This window comes from Algoriphagus lutimaris, assembly GCF_017051705.1.
Lineage (GTDB): Bacteria > Bacteroidota > Bacteroidia > Cytophagales > Cyclobacteriaceae > Algoriphagus > Algoriphagus lutimaris.
In genome coordinates this window covers 151,341-178,142 of the sequence record NZ_JAFIDJ010000001.1, presented here as the reverse complement: position 1 = coordinate 178,142, position 26,802 = coordinate 151,341, and the positions used below count along the sequence as shown (strand labels likewise).

Annotated in this window: 22 protein-coding genes; 15 read left to right on the top strand and 7 right to left on the bottom strand. The window is 39.3% G+C overall.

Going from position 1 to position 26,802, the window contains the following annotated elements:
* Positions 1 to 32 precede the first annotated feature (32 nt).
* On the top strand, positions 33 to 2,195 hold the full coding sequence (locus tag JYB62_RS00735) for an alpha-glucuronidase family glycosyl hydrolase (RefSeq protein ID WP_205643541.1): 2,163 nt from the start codon (positions 33 to 35) through the stop codon (positions 2,193 to 2,195).
* An 856-nt stretch (positions 2,196 to 3,051) separates the two neighbouring features.
* On the opposite strand, the gene JYB62_RS00730 is transcribed toward JYB62_RS00735, so the two are convergent.
* Positions 3,052 to 3,888 carry an alpha/beta hydrolase gene (locus tag JYB62_RS00730; protein ID WP_205643540.1) on the bottom strand — a complete coding sequence of 279 codons (837 nt, stop codon included), beginning with the start codon at positions 3,886 to 3,888 and terminating at the stop codon, positions 3,052 to 3,054.
* A 120-nt stretch (positions 3,889 to 4,008) separates the two neighbouring features.
* Here JYB62_RS00730 and JYB62_RS00725 point away from each other — a divergent pair, with 120 nt between their 5' ends.
* Positions 4,009 to 4,584, top strand: coding sequence for a DJ-1/PfpI family protein (locus JYB62_RS00725; protein ID WP_205643539.1), 576 nt, complete (start codon positions 4,009 to 4,011; stop codon positions 4,582 to 4,584).
* 131 nt (positions 4,585 to 4,715) lie between these two features.
* The gene (locus JYB62_RS00720) at positions 4,716 to 5,939 is read left to right on the top strand and encodes a serine hydrolase domain-containing protein (protein ID WP_205643538.1); all 1,224 of its coding nucleotides are present in this window, start codon (positions 4,716 to 4,718) and stop codon (positions 5,937 to 5,939) included.
* Between the two features lie 81 nt (positions 5,940 to 6,020).
* Here JYB62_RS00720 and JYB62_RS00715 read toward each other — a convergent pair whose 3' ends face one another.
* Positions 6,021 to 6,854, bottom strand: coding sequence for a 1,4-dihydroxy-2-naphthoyl-CoA synthase (locus JYB62_RS00715; protein WP_205643537.1), 834 nt, complete (start codon positions 6,852 to 6,854; stop codon positions 6,021 to 6,023).
* A gap of 105 nt (positions 6,855 to 6,959) precedes the next feature.
* Between JYB62_RS00715 and JYB62_RS00710 the strand changes: the two genes are divergently transcribed.
* Together JYB62_RS00710 and JYB62_RS00705 are read left to right on the top strand one after the other, a co-directional pair.
* Entirely contained in the window at positions 6,960 to 8,030 is a 1,071-nt protein-coding gene (locus tag JYB62_RS00710) for an AMP-binding protein (RefSeq protein ID WP_205643536.1), read from the top strand.
* On the top strand, positions 8,027 to 8,446 hold the full coding sequence (locus tag JYB62_RS00705; protein ID WP_205643535.1) for a DUF2141 domain-containing protein: 420 nt from the start codon (positions 8,027 to 8,029) through the stop codon (positions 8,444 to 8,446). The genes JYB62_RS00710 and JYB62_RS00705 overlap by 4 nt, the downstream gene beginning before the upstream one ends.
* Here the strand turns inward: JYB62_RS00705 and JYB62_RS00700 are convergent.
* A complete protein-coding gene (locus tag JYB62_RS00700; protein ID WP_205643534.1) occupies positions 8,443 to 9,054 on the bottom strand; it encodes a 2OG-Fe(II) oxygenase in 612 nt (203 codons plus the stop codon). The genes JYB62_RS00705 and JYB62_RS00700 overlap by 4 nt on opposite strands.
* 73 nt (positions 9,055 to 9,127) lie before the next feature.
* Here JYB62_RS00700 and JYB62_RS00695 point away from each other — a divergent pair, with 73 nt between their 5' ends.
* Both JYB62_RS00695 and JYB62_RS00690 read left to right on the top strand, forming a co-directional pair.
* Positions 9,128 to 9,886 (top strand): hypothetical protein, encoded by a 759-nt coding sequence (locus JYB62_RS00695; RefSeq protein ID WP_205643533.1) that lies wholly within the window; start codon positions 9,128 to 9,130, stop codon positions 9,884 to 9,886.
* A 71-nt stretch (positions 9,887 to 9,957) separates the two neighbouring features.
* Positions 9,958 to 11,037 (top strand): toll/interleukin-1 receptor domain-containing protein, encoded by a 1,080-nt coding sequence (locus JYB62_RS00690; RefSeq protein ID WP_205643532.1) that lies wholly within the window; start codon positions 9,958 to 9,960, stop codon positions 11,035 to 11,037.
* Here the strand turns inward: JYB62_RS00690 and JYB62_RS00685 are convergent.
* Entirely contained in the window at positions 11,027 to 11,797 is a 771-nt protein-coding gene (locus tag JYB62_RS00685; RefSeq protein WP_205643531.1) for an XRE family transcriptional regulator, read from the bottom strand. The two genes, JYB62_RS00690 and JYB62_RS00685, sit on opposite strands and share 11 nt — an antisense overlap.
* Positions 11,794 to 12,051, bottom strand: a complete 258-nt coding sequence (locus tag JYB62_RS00680) for a hypothetical protein (protein ID WP_205643530.1) — start codon at positions 12,049 to 12,051, stop codon at positions 11,794 to 11,796. Before JYB62_RS00680 ends, JYB62_RS00685 begins: the two co-directional genes overlap by 4 nt.
* A 306-nt stretch (positions 12,052 to 12,357) precedes the next feature.
* Here JYB62_RS00680 and JYB62_RS00675 point away from each other — a divergent pair, with 306 nt between their 5' ends.
* A complete protein-coding gene (locus JYB62_RS00675; protein ID WP_205643529.1) occupies positions 12,358 to 15,135 on the top strand; it encodes an outer membrane beta-barrel protein in 2,778 nt (925 codons plus the stop codon).
* Between the two features lie 177 nt (positions 15,136 to 15,312).
* Positions 15,313 to 16,299 carry an LLM class flavin-dependent oxidoreductase gene (locus JYB62_RS00670; protein ID WP_205643528.1) on the top strand — a complete coding sequence of 329 codons (987 nt, stop codon included), beginning with the start codon at positions 15,313 to 15,315 and terminating at the stop codon, positions 16,297 to 16,299.
* Between the two features lie 38 nt (positions 16,300 to 16,337).
* On the opposite strand, the gene JYB62_RS00665 is transcribed toward JYB62_RS00670, so the two are convergent.
* Positions 16,338 to 18,581 carry a Tex family protein gene (locus tag JYB62_RS00665; protein ID WP_205643527.1) on the bottom strand — a complete coding sequence of 748 codons (2,244 nt, stop codon included), beginning with the start codon at positions 18,579 to 18,581 and terminating at the stop codon, positions 16,338 to 16,340.
* A 165-nt stretch (positions 18,582 to 18,746) separates the two neighbouring features.
* Here JYB62_RS00665 and JYB62_RS00660 point away from each other — a divergent pair, with 165 nt between their 5' ends.
* The 6 genes from JYB62_RS00660 (at position 18,747) to JYB62_RS00635 (ending at position 25,038) form a co-directional block, all read left to right on the top strand.
* Entirely contained in the window at positions 18,747 to 19,319 is a 573-nt protein-coding gene (locus tag JYB62_RS00660; RefSeq protein ID WP_205643526.1) for a TlpA family protein disulfide reductase, read from the top strand.
* A gap of 88 nt (positions 19,320 to 19,407) precedes the next feature.
* Positions 19,408 to 21,744 (top strand): glycoside hydrolase family 95 protein, encoded by a 2,337-nt coding sequence (locus tag JYB62_RS00655; protein WP_205643525.1) that lies wholly within the window; start codon positions 19,408 to 19,410, stop codon positions 21,742 to 21,744.
* A gap of 86 nt (positions 21,745 to 21,830) precedes the next feature.
* Positions 21,831 to 22,964, top strand: coding sequence for a carbon-nitrogen hydrolase family protein (locus JYB62_RS00650; RefSeq protein ID WP_205643524.1), 1,134 nt, complete (start codon positions 21,831 to 21,833; stop codon positions 22,962 to 22,964).
* Between the two features lie 70 nt (positions 22,965 to 23,034).
* The gene (locus tag JYB62_RS00645; RefSeq protein ID WP_205643523.1) at positions 23,035 to 23,406 is read left to right on the top strand and encodes a hypothetical protein; all 372 of its coding nucleotides are present in this window, start codon (positions 23,035 to 23,037) and stop codon (positions 23,404 to 23,406) included.
* 5 nt (positions 23,407 to 23,411) lie between these two features.
* Complete coding sequence (locus tag JYB62_RS00640; protein ID WP_205643522.1) at positions 23,412 to 24,398, top strand: hypothetical protein; 987 nt, start codon at positions 23,412 to 23,414, stop codon at positions 24,396 to 24,398.
* Positions 24,399 to 24,450: 52 nt separating this feature from the next.
* Positions 24,451 to 25,038, top strand: a complete 588-nt coding sequence (locus JYB62_RS00635) for a hypothetical protein (RefSeq protein ID WP_205643521.1) — start codon at positions 24,451 to 24,453, stop codon at positions 25,036 to 25,038.
* Positions 25,039 to 25,073: 35 nt separating this feature from the next.
* Here JYB62_RS00635 and JYB62_RS00630 read toward each other — a convergent pair whose 3' ends face one another.
* Positions 25,074 to 26,738, bottom strand: a complete 1,665-nt coding sequence (locus tag JYB62_RS00630) for an FAD-dependent oxidoreductase (protein ID WP_394369681.1) — start codon at positions 26,736 to 26,738, stop codon at positions 25,074 to 25,076.
* Positions 26,739 to 26,802 lie beyond the last annotated feature (64 nt).

The window sequence follows — 26,802 nt, the reverse complement described above, 5'->3', positions numbered from 1 at the left end:
CTTTTTGGATAGAAATCCCCAATTTTAAGACTATGCAAAAACCCATCAACCTACTCCTATTGTTCGTTTCCCTTTGGCTAGGCAATTGCTATTCTTCCTTCGGAAATGATGGCTATAAACTTTGGTTGGACTACCAGCCCCTGCCCAACTCGACCCTTCAAAATGATGTTACAGAATTTCTCTCGGGGGTATATTTTTTCGGGGAAAACCCTACCTATGAAGTAATCAAAAAAGAGCTGAATTTAGCAGCGGAATCATGGATTGGAACCAGTCCCACTTTCAGTCAGGAAAGGTTGCTATCTGCTAAGTTTTATTTAGGTACTCGGCAAGAATTTTCCCAGGTTTTATCCTTGGAACAACAAGCCGAAATTAAGGCACTCGGTAACGATGGCTTTTGGACAGGCCCAGTAGAAATTGATGGGAAAAGCTATTTTTCAATCATTGGAAATACTCCCATAGGAGTACTATATGGGACTTTCAATTGGATCAAAACAGTCCAAAGTAATACTTTCAATAAAAGTTCAATTCATTCTGATAACCCGAAAGTTAAAGTACGAATGTTAAACCATTGGGATAATCTGGATAGAACGGTAGAAAGAGGCTATGCTGGCTTTTCGATTTGGGACTGGCATAGACTTCCCGGTTATGTAGATCCTAGGTATATAGACTATGCTCGAGCAAATGCCTCCATTGGAATTAATGCTGTTTCCCTAACCAATGTAAACGCGAATGCCTTGATCTTAACTACTGATTTCATGAAGAAAGTGAAAGTGCTTGCAGACATTTTCAGACCCTATGGAATCAAAGTATTTCTGACTGCAAGATTCTCTGCTCCCATTCAGATTGGAGGGTTGGAAACTGCTGATCCGTTAAATGGTCAAGTAGTCGATTTCTGGAAAGAAAAAACGGCCGAAATCTATTCCTACATACCAGACTTTGGAGGCTTTTTAGTAAAGGCAAATTCAGAAGGTCAACCAGGCCCTCATGAATATGGAAGAAACCATGCTGAAGGTGCCAATATGCTAGCTGAGGCATTGGCTCCACATGGAGGTTTGCTGATCTGGAGAGCTTTCGTGTATTCGTTTCAAGAGGATCAGGACCGACATAAGCAAGCCAATTTTGAATTTGAACCCCTGGATGGAAAGTTTAGGGAGAATGTCATTATCCAGATAAAAAATGGAGCAATTGACTTCCAACCTCGGGAACCCTTCCATCCACTTTTCGGATCCATCAATCAAACCAATGTGGGAATGGAATTTCAGATCACCCAAGAATACCTGGGACAAGCTACCCAATTGGTTTTCCTTGCCCCCATGTGGGAAGAAGTACTAAAAACTAAAATATTAAGACCAAACCCAACTACCACCGTTGCAAGCCTTTTGGAAGGCAATGAAACCAACCAAGAGGTCACGTTGATGGCAGGGGTATCCAATATCGGTACGGATAGAAACTGGACAGGTCACTTATTTGGCCAGGCCAACTGGTATGCTTTTGGAAAATTAGCTTGGAATCCTGATGCCAATTCGGCTGATATTGCCAATGAATGGATTAAATTGACCTTCGGTCAAAATTCGGTAGTCGTATCCAAAATTGAGGAAATCATGCTGGAATCACATGAGGCAGCTGTAGATTATATGACTCCACTTGGTCTCCATCATATCATGGGAAGAAGTCATCATTATGGACCAGGTCCTTGGGTGATGGGAGGTCGTGCTGATTGGACAGCTCCTTATTATCACCAGGCTGACAGTTTGGGTATCGGGTTTGACAGGACTAGCACAGGAAGTGATGCATTGAGCCAATATGCCCCGGAAATTAAGGATGCTTGGTCAGAGCCAAATCAAATACCTGAAAAGTACCTACTTTGGTTCCACCACTTACCTTGGGACTTTAAATTAAAGGATGGACATACCTTATGGGAGGGAATTGCCTATCATTATGACCGAGGGGTTAAGAAAGTGAGGACTATGCAACATACTTGGGCCAGTTTAAAACCTGAACTTGATTCTGAGGAGTTTGAGCATGTCCGGCAATTGCTAAACATTCAAGAGGAAGAAGCGGAATGGTGGAGAAATGCTTGTTTACTTTATTTTCAAACCTTTTCCAAAAGGCCATTCCCAAGTGATATAGAGCAACCAGAAGGAGATTTGGAATACTACAAAAGCTTAATGTTCCCAAATGCCCCCGGAATTTAAGTTGGCAGCTGCTACCCATGCGTGTAGATATTCTCCAAAGGTTTCATTTAGAATTGGCTAAATTAAATAAGAATCCACTCACGCTCCCATGAATTGAATTCATCTTTTCGAATTTGAGGACCTACTTTGGTTTCCGGGATTTCCACGAATTTATGGTACTGATTTCCCACACTTATAGTTAAACAAAACAAACATATTTGTACCCCTGATTCGGTAGATTGAAAAAGGTCTTCAATCTTCAGGAACGAATCAAGTCATTGATTTGGCTTCCGGAAATGGTGATGGAATTCTATCCTTGAATAAGGATTTGATTTTAAAACATCCTGAATTCACTATTCTTCTTCCAGATTATTTTCCAAACCTAAAGGCGTTTGAATATACTGCCTCCCAATCCTCCAATATCGAATTTTCAACTAAGTCAATTGATGCCAGTGCAGTCTCCAAAATGTATACAGGGTTACGAACTCAATTCCTGTCTCTTCATCATTGTCGCCCAAAGATGCCATTCAAAACCTGGAAAATGAGGTGACCTCTCAACAAACACCCTTTATAGCAGAAGGTCAAGAAAGATCTTTCCCATGCTTATTAGCTATGTCCTTCTCCCCCTATTACCGTATTACTGACCACCCCTTTCATTAGGCCTTTTAATTTAGGAAGACCACTTTTTACTTATTTGATCCAATAGTGTGTTTATCCGTTTGGTAGGATGGAATGGCGTCCTGCCTCGAACCTACTCCGAGGAGGAAATGAACCGCTTGATTGAGCAATTAAACAATCAAGAGCAATTCCATTGGGAAGTGGGAAGGATTAATTCCGGTCCTACTTAGGTTTTGTACCTATTGGGAATTCCGATAACTTAAAGTTTATCTTTTAGCCAATTCTTAATTAATTCCAGAACCAACTCGCTATCGGTATCATTGATCAATTCATGGTACCCTCCAGGAATCAACTTGAGTGTCTTATCAATAGAATTAGATTTTTCAAAAAGGAGTTTAGATCCCTCCGGATTGGTCAAGGTATCACTGGTCCCATGTAGTAAAAGAACAGATTGATCAAATTCAACTACATGCTCTTGAATGTATTTCATCATATTGAATACTTCAGCAGCTGTACGGGCTGGGTAAGCATCTTTGTAAATAAGCGGGTCATCTAAGTATCTTTGAACTTCCTTTTTCAATTTGGAAATTCCTTTGGGGTCAAGTTTTAAAGCCTTCAGCCTAGGTAAAAATTTACTGATTAGTCCAGAAATAGACTTCAGTATTTTGGGCGTTTTGGGGTCCTCCATAATGGCAGGACTACTTAAAATCACACCGTTTAATTCGGGGTTATATTTCAATACATAGGCTGCTGCAAAGCCTCCTCCCATACTATGGCCATAAAGAAAAATGGGGAGAGAGGCCTGGTAGTTTTTTGCTTTTTCAAACAGCACATGAATATCCTCTAGATAACTTAAATACGATTCAAAATATGCGTCTGGTTCATTTGGGGCAGACTTGCCATGACCTCTTCCATCAAAAGAGAAAACAGAAACCCCTATAGAAACCAGGGTTTCTGCCAACGCTGTGTACCGACCACTATGCTCCCCTAGTCCATGAATCAATAACAGAGAAGCCTTCGGTTGATCCGGCATCCATGCCTGCAAGTAAAGTTTTACTCCATCAGGAGCCTCATACGTACTCTCAAAATGATTCATAGACTATTTATTAAAATTTACTATGAAAATGCAAAGAATTAACTGTTATCCAAGAATGTTTTTTAGTCTATTTCCGTTGTATAAACAGAAACCAAATTTTTAAACTAAACCAGAAAAAAGATGAAAAAGATCTTATTCCTAACAGGAGATTTTGCAGAAGATTATGAAACCATGGTTCCTTTCCAAATGCTGGAAATGGTAGGATTTGAAGTACACGCTGTCTGCCCTGGAAAGAAAAAAGGGGAAACCATCAAGACTGCGATTCATGATTTTGAAGGAGATCAGACATACACTGAAAAGCCAGGTCACAATTTTACCTTGAATTACACTTTTGATGAAGTGAAACCAGAAGATTATGCTGGAATTGCCATTGCAGGTGGAAGGGCTCCAGAATATCTACGATTAAATGCCAAAGTTTTGGAAATAGTCAGACATTTCTTTGAATCCAATAAGCCAGTGGCTGCAATTTGCCATGGGATACAAATATTAACTGCAGCAGGGGTTGTTAAAGGGCGAAAACTTACCGCTTACCCAGCTGTAGGTCCTGAAGTAACCATAGCAGGAGGTGAGTTTCAAGAAATTCCTGCTACTGATGCCTATGTGGATGGGAACCTAGTCACATCTCCAGCTTGGCCTGGACATGCCGCGTGGATCAGGGAGTTCTTGAAGGTGCTAGGTGTGAAAATTGAGATCTAATACTCTTATATTAAAATAAGTCTAAAAAGCCCTTTCATTCCTCTTGAAAGGGCTTTTTAGATTTTAATCAATTTCAATTCATTACCTTAACTTTGAAATCACAGTTTCAGCAAACAATAACCCGACCCAACATGCTTAAAACTAAACTTTTTCCATCTGCTTTAATTCTTTTTTTACTTAGCTACGGAGTATTTGCCCAATCAGTTTTACAGGAACAAAGCCTAATTTCTTTAGACCGCTTAGCCAGGTATGAAAATATGATCGATCAACATATCGATCAAGAAAAAATCCCTGGAGCCGTCACACTAATCTATAAAAATGGGGAAGTGATCCAACATAAAGCTTATGGGGTAAGCGATGTCAATTCAAATGAGCCAATGCTCAAAAATCAACTATTTTTCATCCAATCCATGAGTAAGCCCATCATTACTACGGGCATCATGATGCTTTATGAAGAAGGGTATTTTCAATTGAACGACCCTGTTGAAAAATATCTTCCATGGTTTAAAGACTTTAAAATTGCCAATAATCCAAGCCTAGGAATTGCAGGAGGAACCAGGATTGCAAAAAACAAAATTACCATCGCACAACTTTTGAGTCATACTGCCGGTTTTTCGCATGGAATTGCAGGAGGAAAGTTAGAGGAGGAAATTGGAGAGGCTTTGTATAGGTCTCCTCAAGAAACCATTGAAAGCAGAGTAAGAACACTTGCAAGCTTACCTTTGATCGGTGAACCAGGAGAACAATGGTATTATTCTGCTTCTCCGGATGTGCTTTCCTTGTTAATTGAAACTTTTTCTGGAATGACCACTGCAGATTTCCTTCAACAGCGACTTTTTGACCCTTTGGGAATGAAAAACACAGGGTATAATCTGAATGAAGAGCAACAAGACAGAATGGTTCAGGTTCATACGATTGATGAAAATGGGAATTTGATCAAGCAGAAAAACCAAACTCCTACCTCAGGGAATACAGTATATGGAGGAACACATGGTTTGTTTTCCACTACTGAAGATTATTTAAAGTTCACCCGAATGCTTTTGAATGATGGTGAATCCAATGGAATTCAATTCCTAAGTCCAAAAACAATAGAGTTGATGACCATGGATCAGGCAGATGGTTTATATAACGGAGCGGGGCATGGGTTCGGGTTTGGGTTTGCAGTATTGGAAGATCTAGCAGATGCCAAGAAATTGGGTTCAGTTGGCCAGTACTTTTGGAGTGGAGCGTATTGTACTTTCTTCTTTATTGATCCTAAAGAAGATCTAATTTCTATTTTTATGACCCAAATGAATCCGTATAGTAATTATTGGGGAGATAAAATGAGACAAATGGTCTATCAATCCATTCAATAACAAAAGAAAAAGCCTCAAAACAAGGGTGAATCCAACCTTGTTTTGAGGCAATTTTGTAAGATCAAAACCTTTTCTTTTAACTTATGGAATCCATTTATTAGAACCGAAATTAGGCTTTCGCTTTTCCAAAAACGCATTTCTACCCTCTTTCGCTTCCTCTGTACCGTAAGCCAATCGAGTGGCTTCACCAGCAAACACCTGTTGCCCCACCATTCCATCATCTGTCAAATTCATAGCGAATTTCAACATTTTTATAGAGGTTGGAGATTTTTCCAATATTTCTTGAGCCCACTCATAAGCTGTCGCTTCTAACTCCTCATGAGGAATCACGGCATTGACCATTCCCATTTCAAAAGCTTCTTGTGCTGAGTAGTTTCTTCCTAAGAAGAAGATCTCTCTCGCTTTCTTTTGGCCTACCATTTTAGCCAAATAGGCAGACCCGTATCCTCCATCAAAACTGGTTACATCTGCATCAGTCTGCTTGAAAATGGCATGTTCCTTACTAGCTAAGGTCAAATCGCAAACCACATGCAAACTATGACCTCCACCTACAGCCCATCCCGGTACCACTGCAATGACTACTTTTGGCATAAATCGGATCAGCCTCTGAACCTCTAAAATATTCAATCGATGGTATCCATCTTCTCCTACATATCCTTGATTTCCTCTCGCTTTTTGATCTCCTCCTGAACAGAAGGCCCAACCCCCATCTTTAGGAGAAGGTCCCTCGCCACTTAACAGAACAACTCCAATTGAGGTGTCTTCTTGCGCATCATAAAATGCGTCGTAAAGCTCAGAGGTTGTTTTTGGACGAAAAGCATTTCTTACTTCAGGTCGGTTAAAAGCAATTCGTGCTACGCCATTGCACTTTTTATAGGTGATATCTTCGTATTCTTTTGCAGTAATCCACTCCATGATGATCAAATTTTAAGCTGAATTTTCGCTGCAAGATAACAGGCTTCGCGGAAAAATGTTGTTAGTTTGCTGCTCTACTTTCATCAATCTAAGACCTGTTTCTCTATGTTTGAATTGATTATTGGAACAAATAGGTATTCTTCCAAAGAAGATTTCATACATACCCCTTCTGATTTACCGAATTTTGCCATCCCTGCCTTCACATTTTGTAAGGAATGGTTGACAGGCCAAGAATCTTTTGAATTGCAAACTTCAGGATCTACAGGCACTCCCAAACCTATCCAGGTCCTACGCTCTCAAATGACTGCAAGTGCTACTGCCACTCAATCCTTTTTTGGCATAACTGCTGGGACAGAAATGCTTTGTTGTATGAATACCCAATACATCGCGGGTAAAATGATGCTGGTCCGGGCTATAGTTTGGAATTGCCCTATCTTAGTCGTTGAACCAAGTTCGAAACCACTTTCCAGCCTTCCTAAACACTTTTTTCCAAAATTTGTAGCCATGGTTCCCATTCAAGTGGAAGAAAGTTTATCTACAAATCTTGAGGAGTTAAAGTCTTTAGAACACCTAATTATCGGAGGAGCTCCCGTTTCAAAAAAGCTCAGATCCTCCATCTTGAAGGAGAAATTGAATGCATTCCAGACCTATGGGATGACTGAAACCGTTTCCCATGTTGCCATCGCGACATTTGGAGAAGGAGACATGATTTATAAGGCCTTGCCTGGAGTGAAAATAGGACAGGATTCTAGAGGAGCACTTTGGATAACATCTGCTATGAGTAATTATCAAACCATTCAGACCAACGATTTGGTGGAATTGCATGACGACAACCGATTTTCATGGTTAGGAAGAGCCGATTTTGCGATTAACTCCGGAGGAATCAAATTTCATCCTGAGGTTTTGGAAGCAAAAATTGAAAGTAGTATCCAAAACTTTTTTCCTAATCAATCCTATTTCTTTTATGGCTCACCAGACGAAAAGTTGGGACAAAAATTGATTTTAATTATTGAAACTTTGGATACGGAAGCAGAGAAGGCAGAAAGTTTGCGGGAGGAGTTAAAAGAAATCCTTCATAAATATGAAATCCCAAAAGAAATTCAGCTAATTCCTGAGTTTATCCGTACAACAACGGGTAAGATTAACAGACCAAAAACCATTCAATCAATAAAATGAACTTGCTTTTAGCTCTATTTATTTCATTTTCCTCTTTTCTCCCTTCTCCAAAAGGAGAGATATATTTAATAATTGAAGAAACCGAGGTCAATGAAGGAGTGGTTCAGGTACTTTTATTTAACAAAAAAGATGGTTTTCCTTCAGAAATAAACAAGGCTATAAAAAAGTTAAGCCTTCCTGTGGTGAACAAAAAGGCCGAAATAGTTTTAAAAGATATTGATCCTGGGGAATACGCATTTTCTGTTTTTCACGACGAGGATATGGATGGAGAGATTAAGAAAAACCAAATTGGATACCCTTTGGATAAATTTGGTTTCTCAAATAATCCATCTCTATTATTTGGACCTCCAAGTTTCAGCAAAGCATCTTTTAAAGTCAAAGACAAACCTGTCACAGTCAAAATAAAATTACGTTAATCAATATCCCGTAGCCAACCAGTAATACTGATTCGTTCTTTTTTAGTAGGCATTACTTCATGAGGAATCTCTCCACTCATAAAAACTACTAACCTTCCTCCCTTGGGCAGTATATCTAAGGTCTTTTCTGAACCATCCTCTTGAGGCAAGTACATTCTCAACATTCCTTCATCTTCTGGTTCCCATGAATCATTCAAATAAATGATTACTGTCACCAAACGATAAAGTACTTGTTGAAACTGATCCATATGTCTTACATAAAATGACCCAATGGGATATCTCGCAAAATGCGCTTCAAATGACCTCAGTCCCAGGTAACACCTTTGGTTAATAGCCTTTCTGATTTCATCTACTTTAGACCAGTATTGTTGCTCAAACTGGTTTAGATTATCTGGATCAATCCACAGAACCTGGTCATTTCTGATCTCTGTTCTTACTTGCTTTTTTTCACCCTTCCCAACTGCAGCAATCCTAAATTTTCCTGCTTCCAACAGCTCTGACTGTTCCTTTAAAAGGGAAGCCCTTAATTCTTCACTAATAAAATCATCAATTATCGCATAAGATTTATCGTAAATCTCTGAGGCGATGTGCTCTGATATTGATTCCATATGTTGCGTTTAACCGTACAAATAACTTCTATTTCAGTGAAAAAAATTACTTTTGCGCAAAGCAAATTTTATCATGCCCAAACAAGAAGAACTTACAGGATTAGAAATAGAGTTTGATTCCGGAATAATCCCACCCCCATATAGTCATGTATATAGAATTTCTCTTGACTGGAGCAAAGGTGATTTAAGCTGTAAATTAGACTTACATTATACAGATAGGGATGAAATCAGTGAGGCAGAAATCTTCGATGAAGGATTTACTGCCCAAGATGATTTCTCCTATGAAGGTCCTCTGAATAAAACCTGGATCAAGGCCATTCAAAACAAACTCTCGGAGACAAAGTGGTCTGGTAAAAGCTTGGAAGAAGGAGGAATTATTCTAAAACTGACCGAATCTGGTGTTCAAGGAAAAGTGAAAATCCCTGCAGATCAAGATGACTGGATGGTTTTTGGTCAGGATATCATTCAGGCTATTTATGAAACTACTAAAAAAGAGGCTCCACTTACCATTCATTATCGGCAAGTCACTTCAGAAAAAATCCAAGATTGTTCTATCACGATCCGATTTTCCGATAGGGAAGTAATTTTTGTGGAAGGAAATGAAGAGCGAAACATCAATTGGGAGTATACTGTCCAACTGATGAAATTGATCTTCACGCCTGATTATAACTATGAAATAGCTAAAGAAAATCCTGGAAATAAACGTGGAGCATACATTGAATGCGGAGATGGTTTATGGCATGAATTAGGAAAAGGGGTGGTTAACATTGACCCGTCCAATGATGTCGTAAGCAAAATCAAAGAAATATTTAGTGATTTATTGGAAGGATAACAGTACAAACAACCCTTCCTTACATCCTATTTTTTATTAAATTAGTCCCTGATAACCAGGGACTTTTTTTTATGGCTGACAATAAAATTTTCGTAAGCTATCGCCGTCAGGATGCTTCTGGAGAAGCAGGAAGATTAGTAGATCATCTTCAAGAGATTTATGGTGAAGACAGTGTGTTTTTAGATGTAGAAACCCTAGAAGCTGGGTTGGATTTTATTCAAGCTATAGAAAAAGCACTAAATTCTTGTAAGGTGCTGATTGCGATGATCGGTCCGCATTGGCTCAACATTAAAGATACCGAAGGAAATCCACGGATTTTTAATGAGGGAGATTTTATTAGAATTGAGATCTCTGCCGCTTTAAAAAGAGATATACGGGTCATTCCGGTATTGGTCAACGGAGCGGTTATGCCCACAGCGGATCAATTACCTGAAGACCTTCAAGGCTTGACTCGGAGACACGCCCAGGAGATCAGCAGTTCCAGATGGAAATATGATTGCGATCAATTGGTGGCTGCTCTGAGCAAAATCATCGAACCCAAACCCCAACCGACCAAACCTACTCCTATTACATCTAGACCTACTAAACAGAAAAGTTGGTTCGCTAAAAATTACCTCTGGTTCCTTGGTGGATTAGTAGGCCTTATCGTTTTGATTCAGTTATTGAGTTTGCCGGAAGAAGATCCTATTTACGATGATTTTGAAGAGAATACTGAATTGACCAATGGACTCAGCCAATCTACAGAGAAAGATTCTCCTCCAGCCCAAATCCCAGAAGAAAATTCCACGACAACTCAAGACAATTCATTGGAAGAGCCAAGCAATGCCACCTCCACGGAGGTTTATGTAGATGATATATCAGGATTCTGGCTTTTATCCGATCCTCAAGGAAATACAAGTACCCTAGTCTTTAACCAATACGATGATTCTATTGAGTTTTTGGAATACAATATATACGACGTGGAAGTTGGGGAAGGAAATGGCACCATTTCAGGCACCCAATTGACTGCAGATTATTATAATTCCTTAGTACAGATCAGTGGTAAGTTAATACTTAACACCTCCAATGCAGGGGGAAGTTGGATAGGCACCATATCCTTCCCTACACTGGGAACAACCACTAATGTTTCATTACAGCGGATCAACCCTTGATGTTTCTTAAATCTGCTTGGATATCCTGAATCATTTCACCTAGATCTTCTAAAGTAATGGGTTTCTTTTTATCCCCTGGATTTGGAAAATCAGTACTGATAAATGCCTTTGACTCCCATGCTTCTAACACGTCCTCTCCCCGGATCTCAAAGGGTTTATAATGATCATTATCTGATACTAAAAAAAGCTTCCCGTTCTCATTTAAATAATTAAACACTCGCTTATAGACCACCCCTTCCGTAGCAGTAACCAATACATAGGTCTTTCCACTCTTTATGTCTTTGAGCTGATCTACATAAGCTCCAATCACAATGGTACCTGGTATCAAAGGAAGCATGCTATCTCCTGCCAATTCGAAGGCACGGTAAGTAACGTTTTGGGAAAGATTTGGAAGGTTAAACTGGGGTAAGCTTTCCATATATTCCGGATCAGAATACCCATTGAGATAGCCAGCAGAAGCCTTTTGTGGGACCATGGTAATATTCTCTTTTTCATCATTGGTCGCGATGGTTAAGATATTAATCCCTCTCTTCTGAAGCACTTTCCTTCCTTTCGTTTCAATATCATGCTCCAACAATTCTTCCAACCCCACTTCCAAAATTCCACTGAGTAACTTCAAAGTTTGAAGTTTTGGCTCAGACCTTCCATCTTCATAAGCAGAAATCATGGTACGCTGTACTGCTAGTTTTTCTGCCAGCTCATTCTGCGTAATCCCCTTTTGTTTACGCAAAAATTTCAGGTTAGAAGAAAGGAAGCTCATGCTGAGAATAAGTAAAAATTGTGATCATCTTGCGTAGGCTGCAAAGGAAAAAATGGATTCATATTTAAGGCGGCTGATTTTCTTCTCTCCATACGAAGTTTAATTTCCTCAATTATCTCTCCTACCGATTTGGGCTCTGTCATCAATAAATAACCATACTGAGGTCTTTCCTCATCCTCAATAAAAAATTTCACTTGACGATTTCCTGATGCCAAGGTTTTTGAAGTAATGCTGATTTTATCTTGATTTTCCATAACACTGTGATTTAACATCAGCTAATTTACAAATGTTACTTTTATAAACATTCAAATGATCTAAAAATAAACATTTAATTCCGACAAAAACTGTCAATCCAATGCAATTATTTCATTATCAGACCATAATACCAAATATTTCCTCTCAAATCTCCTTTCCAAAATAACTGCTTAATAACTCATTTGACCGCTTAGACAATATTACATATCAAATTCTCTCTTTAAGGTCGTTCTTTGAAGTGAATCTAAACCTATTGAAACTACTCTTGTTAGCCTAGTAAAAGCAAGATTTCCAAAACCAACTACATGAAATTATATTTAACTCTATTATTTTTAATTGGAGCTATTTACTGCGCCTTTGCACAAACCTATTCTGTGAAAGGTAAAATCATCGATGCTGAATCTCAACAAAGTATTCCCAATGCCACAATTCTTCTTTTAACATTTTCAGATTCTACCCAAATAGACGGAATGATTTCTGACCTGGACGGAAATTTTGATATTGAAGAAGTTAAGGATGGAGAATACCTTCTCAAAGTCCAGTACTTGGGATACCAAGATTTATTTAGGACCATACAGATCTCTAAAGACCTTGATTTGGGAAATCTTTTATTGCGAGAGACCGCCACTGAACTTGGAGAAGTGACGATTACTGCAAGAAGATCTACGGGCACACAAAAAAGCGATACCACCCTGTTTAATGCGGATGCATTTAAAACCATGAAAGATGCAAGTGCTCAATCCTTGGTAGAAAAATTACCCGGAGTAGCCATGATTGATGGTGCCTTGCAAGCTCAAGGAGAATCCATTGCACAGATTTTAGTAGATGGCAAACCTTTCTTTGGAGGAGATGTACAAACGGCTCTTCAAAATTTACCTGCGGAAGTAATTCAAGGAATAGAGATTTTTGACCAAAAAAGCGAAAAGGCACAACTCAGTGGTTTTGATGATGGGGAACGTTTAAAGACAATCAATATCGTTACCAAACCGAATAGAAGAAAAGGCCAGTTTGGAAAAGTTTCGACCGGGTATGGTACAGACGATCGTTATTTACTTGGGGCAAGTATCAATGCCTTTAATGAAGACCAAAGAATTACTTTTACGGGTTTAAGCAATAACATCAACGTTCAGAATTTCTCCTCAGATCCCAATGCGCAAGGAAATAATAGGCCGCAAAACGGGATTATAAAAACCAATATTCTTGGGCTTAATTACTCAGACCTTTGGGGTGAAAAAATTAAGGTTAGCGGAAGTTACCTTTATAGAAATAGAGAAAACAATGGGATTTCTTCTCTTTTTAGAGAATATGTCACCGATGCAAATGATGGTCAAACCTATACTGAAAACAGCCGAAATACCAGAACCAATCAGGAACATCGTTTTGACATGCGCTTGGAATATAATATTGATGAAAAAAACAGAATTGTTTATCGTCCAAGATTTTCTGCTGCCAATGATCGGGAAAACTCCTATTTCTTAGGAGAGTCGGTCAATACAGATGGCCCTCTTAATCAGACCGAAAATATCCGAACCGCAGATAATGATGATTTCGATATAGACAACAGACTCTATTACGGACATAAGTTCGACAAAGAAGGCAGATCACTTACCTTGAGAGCAAATGCAGGATACCATTGGAATGAGGACCTGGCATTTAGGAGGGCAGAAAACCTTTATTTCCAACCTACGGAAAGAACAGAGATTATCAACCAGCAAATTTCAAGAGATAGAACCGGTACGAATTGGCAAACGGGAATCTCATACACCGAACCAATAGGAAAGCATGGGATGATGGAAATTGAATATGAAATCGGAAACCGTGCAGATGATTCTGATCAACTTACGTTCGACATTCTAAATGAAGATTTGTCTGGTTTGGATCTCGAGTTGGATACCGCTTTGAGTAATAGTTTTGAAAGTAAATACCTTAGACAAGAAACAGAACTTGGATATCAATTCAGAAAAGAAAAAGTTCAAATACAAATAGAAGGAGAATATCAACATGCAAAACTACAAAACGATCAATTTTTCCCTGCCCCATTTGACTTACAGAGAACATTTGTAAGTTTCTTGCCGACCGTTCGATTTGATTACAAATTCTCGGACAATACCAACATGGAGTTGGACTATGATACCAATACCGATGCCCCTTCCGTTCAACAACTGCAAGGTGTAATCGATAATTCCAACCCACTTCAATTGAGAACGGGTAATCCTAATTTGGACCAATCTTACTCCAACCGAATTAGATTAAGATTTAGAAGCAGGAACCCGGATACCGATAAATCCTGGTTTGTTTTTGCACAATCAAGATTAGTGGAAAACTCCATTGCCAATAGTTCCTACATAGCAGATGAAACCACAGAACTTCCAGGTGGAATCATCTTGGAAAAAGGATCTCAATTATTTAGACCCGTGAACCTGGATGGTTTTCAGGATTTCAGATCTTGGGTAAGTTATGGGATGCCTGTAGGCTTTATCAAGTCCAATTTAAATATCAACGGAGGCTTTAGCTACAATAAAAGACCTGGTCAAGTAAATGATGTGTTGAGTTTCAATAACTCTACCAGGCTAAGTACTGGTATCTCTTTGAGCAGTAATATCAGCGATCAGGTGGACTTCAATATTTCTACCAGGATGTCTTTCAACAATGTCGAAAATACCTTGAACTCCAATTTGAACAACAAATACTTCAACCAACGAACCAGATTGAATTTCAGTTGGATCATTTGGGAGGGTTTTGTCTATCGAATGGACCTGAACCATCAAATCAATTCTGGACTTTCTGAAGGCTTTGACAATAACTTTTTACTCATGAATATGAGTATAGGAAAAAAAGTATTCAATAATCAAAGAGGAGAAATTTCACTGAATGTATATGACATGCTTGGTCAAAATACCAGTGTGAGAAGAAACGTAACGGATGTATACATTGAAGATGTTCAGAATAATGTCCTCCAAAGATATTTCATGGTTACTTTCTCATTTAATATCCGAAGATTTAGCAAAGGGATGGACATGAATGATTACAACGATATGATGAATAGTGGTGGGGACCGCCGTAGAGAGCAAGACACCATTTAATACCATTGGGATCAACTTAAGTTGAGCCTTTTGTTTTTATCCTGAACTCCTAAAGTCCTAATAAAAATCAACCGGAAATCAACATTAATTTATGGGTGAAGAAACTTTTCGAGGATCATTTCAATTAGTTAACGTGTCTGATGGTATTTCAGACCAGCACCAATTGAAAAATTTTAAATGACAATCCCCTATTCTTTACTTGACCTTTCTATTCTTCGAGAAGGATTTGACGCATCAGATGCCTATGCTAGAAGTTTGGCTTTAGCACAAAAGGCCGAAGAGTTGGGTTATACCCGTATGTGGTTAGCCGAGCATCATAACATGGCCTATGTCGGCAGTTCCGCTCCTCAAATATTAATAGGATATTTGGCTCAAGGCACCAAAAAAATCCGTCTTGGGTCTGGGGGAATCATGCTTCCGAATCACAGCCCTTTGATTATCGCCGAACAATTTGGAACCTTAGCCACTTTGTTTCCCAATAGGATTGATTTGGGATTAGGAAGAGCACCTGGTACCGATCAAACTACCGCAACAGCATTAAGAAGGGGGCGTCACGAATCTGTACAAGAATTCCCTAATGATCTAGATGATCTACAACAGTATTTTTCTGAAGACAACCTTGATTCCAAAGTTAGGGCTTTCCCGTCAGAAGGACTGAATGTTCCCTTTTATTTATTGGGTTCCAGCATGAGTTCCGCCGTTTTAGCTTCTCAAAAGGGATTACCTTATGCTTTTGCCAGCCATTTTGCCCCCGGGTATTTAATTCAGGCATCTAGATACTACAGAGAGAATTTCCAGCCTTCCGAACAACAAAAAACGCCCTATTTCATCTCTTGCGTAAATGTCATTGCTGCTGATTCTGAAGCCGCGGCACATTACTTGGCAACTTCCTTTTTCCAAACTGCCCTCGGTGTCATCAGAGGCACTTCTTACCCTCTTAAGAAACCTGTAAAAAGCATGGAAGGAATCTGGACTGAACCTGAAGCTGCTGCCATTCAAAATATGATGGCATGTACCTTCATTGGAACAAAAGAAAGTCTAAAGCCTCAGTTCGAAAGCTTTTTCGATCAAGTTCAAGTAGATGAATTAATGATCAGTTGCAATATTTATGATCCCGAAAAAAGACATAGATCGCTTGAAATCGCCGCTGAATTATTCAAATAAAAAACAAATCCCCGAGCCATGGTCCGGGGATTTGTTTTTTATTTACCAAACTGTTTTTTCAACATAGCCAATTTTTCTGCCATGGTCCCTTCCTCCTCTTTCCTTTTGGGTCTGTGTTGGCTTTTCTCCACTTTTTTTCCTCTTTCTGCAAAAGGATCGGATTTCATGCTCAGCCCAATTCTTTTTCTTGGAATATCCACCTCCATCACCGTTACCATGACCTTCTGATTTACCGTAACAATTTCATTGGGATCTTTCACAAATCGATCTGCCAAATGACTTAAGTGAACCAATCCATCCTGATGAACTCCTACATCCACAAAAGCTCCGAATGCCGTTATATTGGTCACCACACCTGGCAACTTCATCCCTGTCTTCAAATCTCCAATACTATTTACTGATTCCTCAAAGGCAAAGACTTCAAAGGTCTCTCTAGGATCTCTTCCAGGTTTAGCCAATTCTTCCAAGATATCTTGAAGTGTAGGTAACCCAACCGTCTCAGACACGTAGTTTTTCAAGATAATTTTGGAACGTAAATCTTCCGAACTCATTAAGTCTGAGACAGAGGCATTGACATCTTTAGCCATTTTTTCTACCAAATCATATCTCTCCGGGTGAACTGCCGATCTATCTAATGGATGTTTAGCTTCTGAAATCCGAAGAAATCCAGCGGCTTGCTCATAGGCTTTATCACCTAACCTTGGTACTTTTTTCAATTGAGTCCGGCTCTTAAACGGACCATTTTCATTTCTAAATTCAATGATATTTTGCGCCAACACAGGACCTAAACCAGAGACATAAGTCAGCAATTGTTTGGAAGCAGTGTTCACTTCCACTCCTACTCCATTCACTGCCGACATCACGGTATCATCCAAAGCATGTTTTAGGGCATTCTGATCTACATCATGCTGGTATTGTCCTACACCAATGGATTTTGGATCTATTTTTACCAATTCTGCCAAAGGATCCATCAACCTCCTACCGATAGAAACAGCCCCTCTTACTGTCAAATCCAAATCCGGAAATTCTTCTCTGGCTACATCTGATGCAGAATAGATAGAAGCTCCTGCTTCATTGACCATGGTGACAATCACTGATGTTGGTAGCCCCAAACCTTTTACGAAGGTCTCCGTTTCTCTACCAGCAGTTCCATTTCCAATGGCAATGGCTTGAATGGAATACTTTTCTACCAAACCTTTGATACTCATTCCTGCTTCTGCAGTTCTGCGTTGTGGTTCATGCAGATAAATCGCCTCATAATGTAAAAATTGTCCTTGGGGGCCTAGGCAAACCAATTTACAACCCGTTCTGAATCCAGGATCTATGGCCATTACTGACTTTTGGCCAAGTGGTGCACCCAACAACAGTTGCTTCAAGTTCTCAGTAAATACCTTGATGGCTTCCTCATCCGCTTTCTTCTTTGTCAAAAGTCGGATTTCAGTTTCCATACTTGGCTTCAACAGTCTTTTATAACTGTCTTTTACTGCCATTTTCACTTGGTCCATGGAAGTATTGGCTTCATCCGCCAAAATCATCTTTTCCATTTGAGTTATAGCCAAAGCCTCATCAGGGACAGCATCCAACATCAGGAACAGCTCCTTTTCCCCTCTTCTCATTGCTAAAACACGATGGGATGGTGCAGAATGTATGGGTTCAGACCAATCGAAGTAATCCTTATACTTGATAGCTTCCTGCTCTTTTCCAGGAATCACTTTTGAAGTAAACACACCATGTTCCAAGAAAAGCTTTCGCATCTTTTGTCTCAACTCGGCATTTTCATTAATCCATTCAGCCATGATATCCCTGGCTCCTTGTAAGGCCTCCTCTACAGTTGCGACTTCCTTTTCTTGGTCTACAAAGTTCTCTGCCTCAGATTCGAGTTGGATAGACTCCTGAGAAAAAATCAATTCAGCCAATGGTTCCAACCCTTTTTCCTTCGCAATCGTTGCTTTGGTTCTTCTTTTGGGTTTGAAAGGAAGGTAAATATCTTCCAACTTGGCCATAGTTTCGGCATCCTGAACTTTAGCCTTTAATTCCGGCGTCAATTTCCCTTGCTCCTCAATAGATTTCAATACTGCCTCTTTCCTCTTATCCAACTCCCTCAATTGTAACACCCTATCTCGAATTCCTGCTACCTGGACTTCATCAAGGGTTCCAGTAGCCTCTTTTCTATATCGGGAAATAAATGGTACCGTTCCACCTTCATCTAGCAAGCCAATAGTAGCTTTGACCTGTTCTGGTCTGATACTGAGTTCAGCGGCAATTTTAATCTCGTAATTCATATAAAATGGTATGTCAGTCCTAATTCAAACCACAAGTTAAGCCTCCTTTTTGAGACAAAAAGAAAGAATTGTATCCGATGTCACTAAACGACTGGAAATGTGGAAGTAATTTTGAATATTAAAATTAACCAAACTACTCATATCAAATCTCGTATTCCCTAAGCAATGGATTGGAAAAAAGAAATAAAAAGTTGGGCTGTGATGGGTGCAATAGTGGCCTTTCTCTATTTTACTGGATTACTCCCAGTTATTATAGGAGGAATACAATCTGTACTTCTATCTACTGGTCTGATCAAACCGAATATTGAAGTCCCTGACCTTACTGAAGAAACATTTGATTATCGAGGTCAATTTATGGATTTTGAAGGCAACAGAATCAACCTAGAGGATTATAAAGGGAAAACTCTTTTTATCAATATTTGGGCTTCTTGGTGTGGCCCATGTCGGGCTGAAATGCCTCATATTTCTGAGCTCTATAAGTCGGTAAAAAATGAGCCAAATATTGAATTTTTGATGATCGGCGTGGACAATGATATTGAGAAAAGCAGGAAATTAATCGAAAGCAAATCTTGGAGCTTCCCTTCCGCTCATGCTAGTTTTGGCCTAAACCCTAGTTTACAGAGTGAGGCGATTCCAACTACCTTAGTGGTCAACCCAGAAGGAAAAATTGTTTTTTACCAACAAGGGATGAGCAATTTTAACACCCCAGAATTTAAAGAGTTTCTAGTTTCACAGTAAATTTTCTTCCAATAAGAATGATTTTTAATCAAATTCTATTGGTGGTAGAATGGGTTTTTTTGTAATCTTAAATCCAAACCCAAAATATATGAAACGCCTAGTCACCTTTATAGCTGCATTTTTTTGCTTTTACACACTAAGTTTTTCCCAAAAATCAATTCTATGGTACACCCAACCAGCTGAAGTATGGGAAGAAGCATTACCTGTAGGTAATGGCCGCCTAGGAGCCATGGTATTTGGAAAGCCCTCCATGGAAAGAATCCAACTCAATGAAGATTCTATGTGGTCAGGTTCTCGGGATGATTGGGGATTGGCAGAAGGAAGAAGAAAAGACTTGGATCAGGTGAGAGCTTATTTATTGGAGGGAGACAATAAAAAAGCGGATTCCTTGCTGGTAGCTGCATTTTCTAGAAAAGGGATCACTAGATCCCACCAAACCTTAGGAGACCTTTGGCTTGATTTTAATTTCCAACAAATCAGCGATTACAAAAGGAAATTGGATCTCAATACTGCAACTACCACCACTACTTTTAAAAGCGAAGGATATAAAGTCACGGAAGAGGTCATTGCCAGCATGCCTGATGACGCCATACTTATCCGACTACATACGGATCATCCGGCAGGTTTTACAGGTAAAATCAGGCTAAGTAGACCTGAAGATGAAGACTTTACTACTGCTGAATCATCTACACTAGCTCCCAATATGCTTGAAATGGTAGGAATGGCCACCCAAAGAAAAGGGCAAATCGATTCCAAACCTTACCCAATATTGGAGGGTGTAAAATTCAGAACCTTATTAATTGCAGAATCGGAAGAGGATAAAATCCTAACCGAAAAGGATTACTTAGATCTAAATGGAACAAAGGAAGTACTCTTGAAACTGGTCACCGTTACAAGTTTTTATAATAAAAATTATGAATCTGCTGCAGAAAGATCTATTGAGGTCATCAAAGGCAAGTCTTGGGAACAAAGCCTTGCCCAACATATAGAGGATTATCAAGAATGGTTTGACAATATGGAATTAACCTTGGGCAACAATTCCATCAATGAAATACCCACTGATATCCGAATAAAGCGTGTAAAAGAAGGAGCCACTGATCTGTATTTGGAAAAATTACTATTTGATTATGGGAGGTATTTGCTGATTTCTTCTAGTAGACCTGGCTCTAATCCAGCCAATCTACAAGGGATCTGGAATCAACATATCAATGCACCATGGAATGCAGATTATCATCTCAATATCAACTTGCAAATGAATTATTGGCTGGCAGATGTCACCAACTTGAGCAAGTTAAACCAGCCACTTTTTGACTTCATCGACGGAGCTATTTACAATGGAAGAAAGGTAGCCCAAACCAATTTTGACATGCGAGGATCCTTTTTACCCCATGCTACGGATTTATGGCAAGTGCCATTTATGCGGGCCGCTACTGCATATTGGGGAGGTTGGGTCGGCGCCGGTGGCTGGATGGCAAGGCATTATTGGGATCACTATTTATTTACCAGAGATTTAAGATTTTTAGCCGACCGGGGGTTCCCGGCTATTTCTGAAGTAGCTGCATTTTATTCAGATTGGCTGGTCAATTACCCAGGTGAAAACACATTGGTTTCCTCACCCTCCACTTCTCCGGAAAATCAATTCATTAATTCCAAAGGAGAATCGGTTGCCACAACCATGGGAGCTGCAATGGATCAACAAATTATTGCCGATGTGTTTACTTCTTTCTTGCAGGCAGCTACAATATTAAATTCGGAATCTCGCCTTAGAAATAAAATCGCTGAGCAATTAACGATACTACGACCTGGAGTACAGATAGGAGAAGACGGGAGAATTCTAGAATGGGACCAACCCTATGAAGAACCTGAAAAAGGGCATAGACATATGTCACACCTCTATGCTTTTCATCCTGGCAACTCCATCACAAAAAGTGATACTCCAGAAGCTTTTGATGCAGTAAGGAAAACATTGGAGTTTCGATTGGCCAATGGTGGAGCAGGAACTGGCTGGTCCAGGGCATGGCTGATCAATTTTTCTGCAAGATTACTTGATGGAGAAATGGCCCATGAACATATTCAGAAATTAATCACCAATTCACTCTACATCAATCTATTTGATGGACATCCTCCTTTCCAAATTGACGGGAATTTCGGATATACTGCAGGTGTGGCAGAAATGCTAATTCAATCACATGAAAGTGGCATTATCCGTCTTCTTCCAGCCTTGCCTAAAGCCTGGTCGGATGGGACTGTAAGAGGTATCAAAGCCCGTGGAAATATTACTGTAGATATGACTTGGGCGAATGGGGAAATCGTCATGCTTTCATTAGTTTCAGGAATCAATCAAACCATTACCCTTATCTATAATGGATCAGAAACTACCATTATGCTCAAAAAAGGCGAAAAATTTGGGTTTGAAATGAATTGATTCTAATTGAAAATTCTTGATTTAAACTCCCAATTCTAGTGAAATTGCTAAGTTTGATGCATCACTTATAAACCTCTAATCAGTGAATGATTAAAAGATTCTTCAGTCTCCTTACACTAATTATATTTATTTGGCTCATTTGGTCATATGAAGGAAGAAACCTGCCCTTAGATCCTCCTGATCCCTATATCTCAGTAATTCAGGAAATCAACCCAGCTGATTCTTTAGAGCGAAATATAATCGGAATCCAACCCTATATGGTTCCATCCGATTACTTTAATCCCGAACGATTTAAACTAAAAATTCGCCAATATATCCAAGCCGCATCAGAAAAAGGGTTCATTAAAAAAAACACCATCATCCTTTTTCCGGAATACATTGGAACTTGGTTATTTATGCTTCGAGAAAAACATGCATTAGAAGATAAAGAAACTCTCAAAGATGCTTTAGGAACCCTTATTTTAAGCAATGTATTTGACTACTTCCTAGGTATTATTAAAACTGGAGACGAAAGTGACAAGTCGATTTCCGCAATCCTTCGAATGAAATCCAGACAAATGGCGCAGGTGTATTATGATACCTTCAGTGAACTATCCAAAGAAACCCAAACACATATAGTAGCAGGTTCTATTATTCTACCAGGCCCTTATGTTTCAGATGAAGGACTGTCGGTTGAAAATCAAAAAGAATTATACAATGTATCATTTGTATTTGGCCCAGATGGAAAAATACTAGGAGCCCCCATTTTTGAAACCTATCCAAATACAGAAGAGTTGAAGTTTATTAAAGAACCAGAGTTAAAATCAGTTCAAACTTTTCAATTTCCATTTTCAAAAGCCTCTGTAATTATTTCGGAAGACAGCTGGTACTCTGCTCCTTTCAAACAAGTGGATTCCGAATCTCCGGATTTGGTCTTGGTACCTTCATATCAGTTAGGAGATGGAAGTATGGAAAAGCTTTGGAAGGGCTACAATAGAAGACCTAGTCCAGAATTTGTTAATGATTCAGATACCAGTCAACTAACTAACCGGGAAGCTTATTACAAATATGGATTACCAAGACACATCCAAAACACCAGCCCATCAGTAGGATTGAGTGTATATTTAAGAGGAGAGTTTTGGGAATTGGGAACGGATGGTCAACCCTTAGCAATAGTCAATGATTCCAGCCTACAAGTGAGTCCAGCAGAAAAAGCTGGAATTTGGTCCCTAAATTATTAAATTCAGGAACTCTCAGACTTCCACTATTTGGGTTTATTCTGAGCTTGGAATCTAATGATTAGTGAAGTCCATGGACACACCGGAGGAAATAAGAACATTCTTAATAGAAAGCTTTAAAAAACATGTCCCACCCCTAAAAATAAGCAAAGATAATCCGTCTGTATTTGAAGTGTGTGGAACCAAGCCTGCGATGCAAGGAAAGCAAAAAGTAGACGGGCACTATGTAGGGAGCGTAGTGCTAAAACCAAAGGAAGCAAGGCTTTACTTTTTTCCGATTTACACGCACCCTAATGCCTTTCTTCCCATTTCTTCAGAATTACGAAAATGCCAACATGGTAAAAGTTGTTTTCATTTCAAAAAAACTACCTTTGAATTAAGGAAAGAAATAGAAAGTATGATTGGACAAGGTGTATCTTTATATATTGATGCAGGTCTTATTTAACTCTTATGAAGAAGGTCTATTACTTACTTTTATCCAGTTTTTTATTTTTTGAGTTTGCATGTTCAAACTCTACCTCAACTTCCAACTTATCTAAAGAAGATGGAATTGAAAACAACACAGAACAAACCTCTGAAAATTTCTTAGGTGATTTTGTTACGGAATACTACAAAAACAGAGAAGACGGATACGATTGGACGGTAGTACGAATTCTCCAGAATGAATTGGGTGAATTATCGGCAGAAATAAGCTCTAGATCAGATTTAAAACGTCCCAGCTGTCGTTGGGCAACCCAATTGGACACACTCGATGAACAAACATTAGTGACTAGCTTTATGGATGCAACCATCTTTTTCAAAGTCAAAGGGGATAGTCTTTGGATTGAAGGAGATTCTCCAGAAGCAGATGAGATGCTTCACTTTTATTGTAATGGAGGGGCCAGTTTAAAAAATCATTACACCAGGATTCATGAACCTTTGGATGAAAGCCAAATCAAAAACTTCACTTTTGACCAAACACTTTCCCTTCAAGGGATTGATTTCGATATCAAAGCCACAGAGCAAAATCCCTTTACCATTTTAGAAATTAAACCTCATGGGTTGGAAATAGACAACAGCCCGGTTAATCACAAAATTGACGGAGCGTATATCAGATCTGAAATTGAGGATTTGAATAGTGATGGATGGCCAGAAATCCTTATTTATTTTAACTCCTATGATCAGGAGATGAAAGCTTTTTTAATTGGATATTCCGTGAATAATGGAAAATCCATGAGCATAATAAGTATGCCTGAAATGACAGAGGAACAAAAAGAAGGATTTAGAGGACAGGATGAATTTGCCATCGTTGAAACCTCTCTGATCAGACGGTTTCGTACTTATCAATTGGATGGCAAAAATTGGACTCCAACAGGTAAGATTAAGCAAATCCAATACAAACTTCGAAATGGAGAATCCTCTCGGGAGTTTTACGTGGTGAATGTATCTGAATATTAAGGAAAAAATGAATAAATAAATCGTAAATTGGATTAACCCAATTAACCGATCTATGAAAACGTCTTTATTTACCACCTTCCTTCTACTGATCTTTATCAAGGGATTCTCCCAGGATATCCCTTCCAAAGAAGTTCAAATAAAAACTGCTGTCTTGGCCGCTCCTGAAGAAAAAAGAGCAGAAGCAACTGTCTATGGATATGATTCCAACGGCACTTTTACTGTATTGAGAAAAGGGAGCAACGAAATGATTTGTATTGCGGATGATCCAAATTCTCCTGGTTTTAGTGTGGCGAGCTACCAGAATGATTTAGAACCATTTATGGTAAGAGGTAGAGAACTCAAGAAAGAAGGAAAATCTTCTCAGGAAATTTTTGATACCAGAGAAGCAGAAGCCAAAAGTGGCAAACTCAAAATGCCAAAGAATGGTGCTACCCTTTATGTTCTGACTGCTGATGAAGAAAATTATACACCCTCCACAGGAGAAGTCTCAGACACCTACCTTCGCTATGTAGTTTATTTGCCTTGGGCAACTTCCGAAACCACTGGGTTGCCATTAAAACCTAGTGCACCAGGAATGCCTTGGATTATGGATCCAGGAACGCATCGGGCGCATATTATGATTACTCCACCGAGAAATTAAAATCCTAGAAAGCATTTATAATTGGAATTGGTGGATTACAACTTTCCATCCAATTCCAGTATTTGCTTTTCATTTAACAAAATCTCTCGTAGCTCCTGATAATCAACATCTTGAACAGGGAGACCTGTGTTTATGGCTAAAGCAGCGGCTGCAGCAGCTGATTGACCTAATATCATGAATACAGGTTCCATTCGAATGGATCCAAAAGCAGTATGGGAACTGGAAACACAAACTGGAACCAACAAGTTGGTGCACTCTGATTTTCGTGGCACTAGGGTTCCGTATGAAATGCTATATGGCTGCTTAGGGTGGACACCAATATCTCCTTCATTCTGAACATATCCGCCTGGGGTCACAAACCTTTGAACATTGTGGGAATCCAGTGAATAAGATCCCATCCCAATTGGATTAGGTACTTCTCTGTTTCCCAACACTTCATGCTCGGTCATTACATAATCACCTAACATCCTTCTGGCCTCACGCACATAAATCTGGTGTGGCCAATTCCCATTATCCTGAAATTCGTCTTTGGCTAGCCCCCATTGCGCCATTTCATTTCTTACTTCATCTGGGACACTGGGATCATTTGCCAGGAAATACATCAATCCTTTTTGATAATCTGTATGGTCTTTTAAAATAGCCCTTCGCTCCTCATAACTTGCTTCAGGGTAGTTATAATTCTTACCTATGTAATCAGTACTGAAAGGACCATGATTATTGGTATCTGTTTTTAAATTGGGAATAGGATCGTATTTCTGAAAGGTTTCATTCCAACCTGATTCATATACTCTTGCCAATAACTCATACCGGGCAGGATCGTAATTTTCAGGCATTTCGAAAGCTACTTGGTTTTGAGGGTGACGGCTTAAACACATTCTATAATTATATGCCTGTAACCTGGAATCCCCTTGTCCGTTTTCACCAGGAGAAGTATCAGCTATTTCTGGCAATAAGCCACTCGATTTATCTCCGGGCACCGTATATGCACTAATTGAATCTTTAAAATAATGACCATGCTGATAGACACCTACCTGCACGCCATTCCAAGTTTCATTATAAACTTCATTGGATTCCCTCCCGATATGATAAGAAACACCAGCTGCAGCCATTAAATCTCCTTCGTAAGTTGCATCAATAAAGACCTGCCCCTCAAAGGTTTTTCCCGAAAGGGTCCTGAAGGTGGTGATTTTCCCTGCATTCAGAACAACCCCATTACTCCGATCTAGCCATTCATTTCTGAACAATCGAAGCTGGTATTCTTTTACATAGTCTTCAAAAATTTGTTCCGCTACATGAGGCTCAAAAATCCACATCGTCCTCGCATCCCCATCAATCGCTGGGGTGCCTTGCCCTTTATTCCCATACTCTTCCCGTGCCTGCCATTTCCAGGCCGAATCCTGCTGGTAATGAGAATAAACCCGGCTGTAAAAATCACGGGCCAGTCCACCAATCACTGATTTATTACCAGTATCTGTATAACCAAGTCCACCTGAAGACAGTCCGCCCAAATGCTGATCTGGAGAAACAACCAACACAGATTTTCCCGTTTTTTTTACCTGTACAGCTGCTATTATCGCCGCAGAGGTTCCTCCATAAATAATAACATCTGCAGAATAAAATTTAGAAACTACGATTTCCTTGTTCTGTTCAGCACAGGAAAAAAAGGTGAAAAGTAGAAATAAAAGAATGAAGTTTCTCACATCATAAACACTTAAAAATCTAATTGATATATCAAGATAAGGAACCTAGAAAAACAATTAATCC